Source organism: Enterobacter sp. CCUG 70166 (assembly GCF_020224095.1).
GTDB lineage: Bacteria > Pseudomonadota > Gammaproteobacteria > Enterobacterales > Enterobacteriaceae > Enterobacter > Enterobacter intestinihominis.
In genome coordinates, this window is the sequence record NZ_NRIQ01000081.1 from 1 (window position 1) to 4,410 (window position 4,410).

At 53.0% G+C, this 4,410-nt stretch carries 3 protein-coding genes; all 3 read left to right on the forward strand.

Annotated features, from left to right (window positions below; translation table 11 throughout):
- Positions 1–150 precede the first annotated feature (150 nt).
- Entirely contained in the window at positions 151–726 is a 576-nt protein-coding gene (locus CKK19_RS24820) for a recombinase family protein (protein ID WP_063854205.1), read from the forward strand.
- Positions 727–1,986: 1,260 nt separating this feature from the next.
- Positions 1,987–3,831, forward strand: a complete 1,845-nt coding sequence (locus tag CKK19_RS24825; protein WP_063854204.1) for a DEAD/DEAH box helicase — start codon at positions 1,987–1,989, stop codon at positions 3,829–3,831.
- Between the two features lie 37 nt (positions 3,832–3,868).
- Entirely contained in the window at positions 3,869–4,306 is a 438-nt protein-coding gene (locus CKK19_RS24830) for a hypothetical protein (protein WP_001145400.1), read from the forward strand.
- Positions 4,307–4,410 lie beyond the last annotated feature (104 nt).

The following is a 4,410-nucleotide window of genomic DNA, read 5'->3' on the forward strand; positions in this document are numbered from 1 at the left end:
TTATCCGTGGCGATTCAGTCATCAATCGTTCGATTCTTGCTACCTGTCTGAGTGATTACTATCTGGTGTCATCAATTTAGGGTTTGACTAAATGCTACCACCAATGCAATGATGCTACCGTTTTGTGATACCAGACGGGAGAGGTGAAGCATGAGGACTTTTATCTACTGCCGCGTTTCAACACGCGAGCAGGATACGCAGAATCAGGTGCTGGCTATTGAGCGTGCCGGGTACACGGTGCCTGAGAGCAGGATAATCAGCGAGGACATTTCCGGCAGCGTTCAGGCTATGCAGCGCCCTAAGTTTCGGGCGATGGTTGAGCATAAGCTGGAAGCGGGAGATCAGCTTGTCGTGCTGAAACTGGACAGGCTGGGGCGTGACAACATCGACGTACAGCAGACCATTGACATGCTGTTAGAACGCGGCGTGAGGGTGGTGTCTCTTGACCTGCCAGCGCACGACCTGACTTCATCCGAAGGCACGTTAATCAGACACATGTTCGGAGCCTTTGCGGAGTTCGAGCGGAACCGTATCCGTGAGAGGACACTGGACGGGCTGGAGAAGGCGAAAGCTAATGGCGTTAAGCTGGGACGCAAGGAAGCCACCGACACCACTCAAAAGGTGCAGGAGCTGCGGAGTGAGGGGCTGTCTCAATCGAAGGTAGCGAAGCGTCTCGGCGTTAGCGTGAGCACCGTTAAACGTCATTGGAACAAGGGCGAGGGGTGATGACCTACAAGCGAACGAGGTGCTACGACTGGCCGTTACTGGGCTGTGGGTGATGGATGACCTACAGCTTTTGTATTGATTTCAGAGTGTTGTGTTATACTTAATGTCGTAATGCTATGATTTATAGTGTATTTTCGTATTACTTGCGGCTCTCGATGTGAAGAGGTGGCGGGGCTTTAGCCGTGCCAGACGATGAACATCGAGATCAGATTGTGAATGTGATTCATCACTGAACAATTCGAGGGATGGGGCAGGGGAAGGGATCAAAGGCTGTGTTGTCCATCTACAAAGCCAGACGAGACGCGGGCTGGTGCTGCTTGGTTTGCTTTAAAGTTGCATTTTATATACATGTACAAAAAAGGGTTCTTCCCCTACATCCCCATCTCCTAATCAGTGTATCGCTTCACGCTCACCACTGGCTACGCTTCTCGCGTCCGCTAGTCCGCTTTCATTCGCCTTCGGCTCATTCATCGGCCTGCGTCCGCTGCTGATGCTCGGCCCTCCACGCAACCGTGCTTGCCGGGCGGTCAACGCGGCGGGGTTGTGTAGTGGGACGGTACTCTGTATCGGTATTACTTCTGTATTCAATCTTATCCTGATATCGGTACGGTATTCTTCATAACATCTTCAATTCATTTCTGTAGCATTCAATCATCTTTCTTGTTCGTTTCCTTTCAGGTCTTAGCTGTTGGTCATCGGTCTTACTGCCTGCTGTGCTACTGCCAGCTATGGCACGCCGTCACGGTCTACTGTCTGTCACCTGTCCTACTGCCTTCACTGTCTGCCGTCTGTCAGTCCTACGGTCTGTCATCCGTCATCCGTTCGGCGCTCGCTTGTTTCGGCTGCGCCGCGCTCGCTCTGCGTATCTAGCGATACTATATCACTATAGACACTTTCATAATTATCTATTTATATCAGTAACTTATATTTTTTATATATAAAGGCTACTAATAAGGAGATATAGAGCATTACTTACCCGCTTTTGACCGACAAAAATCGCGTTGTTAAGTATTGCTAGCCCAAGCTCAGTAAGGCTTAGCGAGGTGGTGGTTAAAAATTGACCTAATGAAAGTATCTACTAAGGAGAAAGAACAGCTCCCGAGTCGCGACAAATTCTCCGATTTTGAAGGTAAGTATTATGGCAGAGACACTGACACTGTTGCTGACATGAAAACTTCTAAAAGGGCAGAGAGTCTGCCGAACCCGTACCGCTGACCCAACCTGAGCTAATACCTACCCCTATTTTCTGGAGATTTCACCATGCCAACAAACCTACGCCGCCTGCTTGCGCAGGCTGCCGACGCTGACCCGCTCAATACTGCGGACGCAGATGTACAGCAAATGATCGCTGACGGGATTGTTATTCGACGTTCCAAGATATGCCCTGTAAAGCGTAAACCCGTTAAGGCGGCATACAACACAAAGACCGAAGAGTTTTATTACAATGCAGATGGCTCCGCGATGACCTTGCGGGAGTGGCGAACGCTGCACGGTGTTCAACCGAAGAAACAAAAACAGCGCTCTGACGCTGGGTTGCGGCAAGTCATCCAGCCCGGCGACGCGATTCACTGCCGACGCGCTGAGATTGAGCAATGGCTTAATAAGAAGCCCGCTCGTTATGTTGACCCGCTGCCGCCAGATTTTCCCGGTGTTCGCGTAGACGATGCCGCATTGAAACCGCGCGAGCACGCCGTGCCGGAAGCGACAACCGGACAGAATGCTTTTCTCAAAGCCTGCCGCGAGTTCCTGATTTGCGATGAGAAGACCATGCGCCGTATCAGTCGGGGCATGAACCAAATGGAAGCTATGCGCAACGCAGATTTCAAACGCTACGGAGACTCAGGGGAGTTTCGTCAATTGTGGTGTGGAGAGTCGAAGCCTACCGAAGATAGATTTAATAGTTCTAATCATCATTGTGACCCGAACGGCTTGGCTGCTTCGCCGTCTGTGCCGTCACTGAATACAGCCTCTTATGAGTTCCGCCCGCTGGTTCGCTGTGACCGAAACGCACGCGTTAGCCTGTTGCCACCCGATGGGCTGGAGTGGAGGCCGGGGCAGTTGTCTGTTGCTGATGCGATCTTCTCCCGTGGTAGTGATGTGCTGGCCGTTCTGCCTACGGGTTATGGCAAGACCGCCGCCTTCGCTTATCCATTGATTTATGAGTCCCGCGCTGGCGTTGGCCTGTCTGTAATCGTGGTTCCCACTAATACCCTAAAGCGCCAGATTCTCCGCCAGTTGCGGGATGCTGGCGTTCACGCTGTGGCATTCGGTGACAAGTTGCCGAGGCACCGCAACGCTCAACAACTGGCGGGACTAGCAGCCGGGGCGTTCCGTGTTGCTGTCGTTTCACCTGAGCATCTTGTTCCGTCGAGTCAGGTCTTTGCGGCGCTGATGGCTTACGGCGTTGATCGTTTTATTATCGATGAGGCACACACGGTCAAAGACTGGGATTTCCGCCCAGCTTACGACGCAATGCAGCACACACTACAGAATGCTTTTCCCTCGGCTCAACGCTGCGTGTTTACGGCTACTCTACTACGTGAAAATGAGCGCGGTTTAATGGAGGCGCTGGGATGCCGTGGCAATTACGTCACATTCCGTGCTGATGTTGCTCGCGAGAATATACAGTTGATTCCGGTCAGGCAGTGCCGCCAGCGATACCGTGCGGCTGTTGGTCTGGCCGAGGCTCTGCCGGATGAAGAGAAGACGCTCATTCTCGTCAATGACCTTAAGACGTTGCGGGCGTACCTGAAACTCTTCGGCGACCGGGCGCGCCCATATCACTCGAAGACGATGCACCTGAGCAACGAGGAACGCCACGCAAACGCTGAGTGGTTTGCCTCTGCGCCGGGCGCGATTCTGGTTGCTACTAAAGCCTTCGGGCTGGGTGCTGATGTTCCTGATATCCGTAACGTTGTCGTGACATACGTTCCCGATGACTTGCCTGATCTCGTTCAGATGATTGGACGTGCCGGGCGCGACGGTCAACCAGCCCGCGCGTTTATGCTGTGGTCATCGCTGGCGCTGGATGCTGCGCCTGATGAGCTTGCTTACTTCTACCGCCCTGAAAACTGCAACTGGCAGTGCATCGCTAAATACCTCTGAGTCGAAAGGCTCTCCCTGATTCTCTGGAGTTAATCATATGCCTGTTACCGAACATGCGCAGCGTCGTGCTGCGCGTGCGGATGCGCTCATCACCGCACAACTAGCCTTTGCCCTGAATGGGTACAACTGGGATGAACTGGCCGAACCTCATCGCAAGACCCTTAATCGTGAGGCCATCATTCGCGAGGTATCTACACCGCTGGAGCGATATTGCCTGCTGAATGATTGCGAGCCGTGGGAGTGTCTGGCCGCTGTACTGAACCGCATGAAAAGGCCGGATGGCTCGCGTCGCTGGAAAGCCGTCCGGTTGTCCGACCGGGTTTTCAATGGCCGGGTGCATCCAGTGCGCAAGACTCCTGATGAAGTTTACGCCGCCATTGCCCGCCGCTTGTTCCTGCCGAAGCCTGTGCATCAAGAAGTGATACAGCACATCCGTGCGCTTGGCTTGTTACCAGTTGGAGATAACCACCAATGACGAAATCTGAATTTGAAAATGAAACATGGCGAATGAAGGGCTTGCTTCTTGGGGCGCTGATTCGCCGCCTTGAGGAAGATAAGGCTTGACCTGCTCCCCGTTGA

Excerpts from the sequence above, each read along its gene's own strand:
- CKK19_RS24830 (WP_001145400.1), top strand. The coding sequence starts at position 3,869 with ATGCCTGTTACCGAACATGCGCAGCGTCGTGCTGCGCGTGCGGATGCG.
- CKK19_RS24825 (WP_063854204.1), top strand. The coding sequence starts at position 1,987 with ATGCCAACAAACCTACGCCGCCTGCTTGCGCAGGCTGCCGACGCTGAC.
- CKK19_RS24820 (WP_063854205.1), top strand. The coding sequence starts at position 151 with ATGAGGACTTTTATCTACTGCCGCGTTTCAACACGCGAGCAGGATACG.